Source organism: Aphanothece stagnina RSMan2012 (assembly GCF_046764815.1).
Lineage (GTDB): Bacteria > Cyanobacteriota > Cyanobacteriia > PCC-6307 > Cyanobiaceae > NIES-981.
In genome coordinates this window covers 1-1,518 of record NZ_JBKOUC010000065.1, presented here as the reverse complement: position 1 = coordinate 1,518, position 1,518 = coordinate 1, and the positions used below count along the sequence as shown (strand labels likewise).

The 1,518-nt window shown below is 62.3% G+C and carries 1 protein-coding gene and 1 pseudogene; both read right to left on the bottom strand.

All coding sequences use genetic code 11. From position 1 onward, the window contains the following. Window positions 1–98: pseudogene (locus tag ACLNEE_RS16690) on the bottom strand (phycocyanin subunit beta); the annotation flags it as partial. A 298-nt stretch (window positions 99–396) separates the two neighbouring features. Next, window positions 397–1,248 carry a phycobilisome rod-core linker polypeptide gene (locus ACLNEE_RS16685; RefSeq protein ID WP_411424811.1) on the bottom strand — a complete coding sequence of 284 codons (852 nt, stop codon included), beginning with the start codon at window positions 1,246–1,248 and terminating at the stop codon, window positions 397–399. Window positions 1,249–1,518 lie beyond the last annotated feature (270 nt).

The following is a 1,518-nucleotide window of genomic DNA, read 5'->3' as shown; positions in this document are numbered from 1 at the left end:
TCTCCGACCATCGCCGAGAGGGCGTCGATCTGACCAGCGTTGATGAATTCGCCGCGGGCATCAGCCTGGGCTACAACCTTGGTGAAGGCGTCGAACATTGAAGAGCTCCTGGTCTGGAGGAAGGGATGGGAAGGGGCTGGTATGGGCCGAGATGGGGCACCGATGGGCACCGAACCTGAGGGCCCCGGAGAGGGGGCTGACCACTCAACCCAGGCACCGGGCCATTGTTGGTGAGCGATCCCGTGGATGAAGCCAACCGTTACGAAGGGTCACCGGATACGAAGGGTCACCGGAGGATCACGGGAACGGCAGGCGAGGCATGGTCCAAGCCCTGCCGCTGGCCTGCTCCCCGGGATCCCCACCGCTTCTATGGACCCGTCTCAGTTCGGCCCCGCCTCAGTTCACCGGGGTGACGCTGGCGACGCGTCCCCCTTGGCGGTGGATCATCTGCTGGGTCTCCAGCAGCTTGTCGAAGGTCACGAAGCGGGCGGTGCTGGCCCGCTTGTGCAGCCGGTAGTTGTTCAGCCCCGTCACCTCGACGCGGTAGACGCGGGCCTTCTGGCCGATGCCGCGGGCCATGCTCGTGATCGACTCGTTCGGCATCTGGGTGGGCTGGAAGCCGGCCCCGCTGGCGTTGGGGCTCACAACCGGCACCGCCCGGTCCTGGTGCAGGGCTTTCCCGAGACGGAACTTCGTGCCGGCGGTGTCTCCCTTCACAGAGGCCGCCACGCCGCGGGCCAGCTGCATCAGCCAGGAGAACTGCCGTCCCTGATGGCCGGTGGAGTAATCCCAGCCATGCACGTAGGGCACGGTCTCCTCCCCGAAGCGGCCCTGATACTCGGCGCTGTCGATATAGGAGTCGATCTCGGCATCGAAGCCCTGCTCCTGCAGGATCGTGAAATGATGCAGCATCTCCGCTTTGTTCTGCGGTGCCCTACCGAGCAGATGCTTGTGGTTCAGTTCGATGAAATGGTAGGGATTGCAGTTCTCGAAGAACTTGCTGCGGTAAAGTCCACTTCTGGCGACCTGGCGTACGAACTCTCGCACGCTGAGGAGATTGTGCTTGAAGAGTGACTCGGTCTGGGTGAGTCTTTCGCTCTCCATGATGTATTGATTGCCCAGGACCTGCCGGTAAACAGCGCGAATCAGGCTGGCTTTGTCCTGCTGGGAGCTGATGCTCCAGTTTTCTTTGTTGCGATCCCCGCTGAAGCGTTCGATGCCGAGATGCGACGCATTGACAAGTGTCATGGCAGATGGCGGTGAAGGGAGTTTGCGCCGAAACAGCGGCGCATGTTGTGGAAGGTTATGTCTTCTTGCTTGTCAGCCTGCGCTCTTCTGGGCAAACTTCACAGCCCGGCAGCGCGCCTGTTGAAGCGTGTGGCGACAGCGGCGCGGGGAGGACCCGACCATGAAAAAGGCCCCCGAGCGGGGGCCAGAGGAGCCGAGGTAAGAACCCTTGAGGAGGGATTTCAGACGAGGGCGGCGATGGCGTAGTCGATGTAGTTGTTGGCGATGACA

What these genes read in the sequence shown, in the direction of transcription:
- ACLNEE_RS16685 (WP_411424811.1), bottom strand. Translation starts at nt 1,248, where the DNA reads ATGACACTTGTCAATGCGTCGCATCTCGGCATCGAACGCTTCAGCGGG.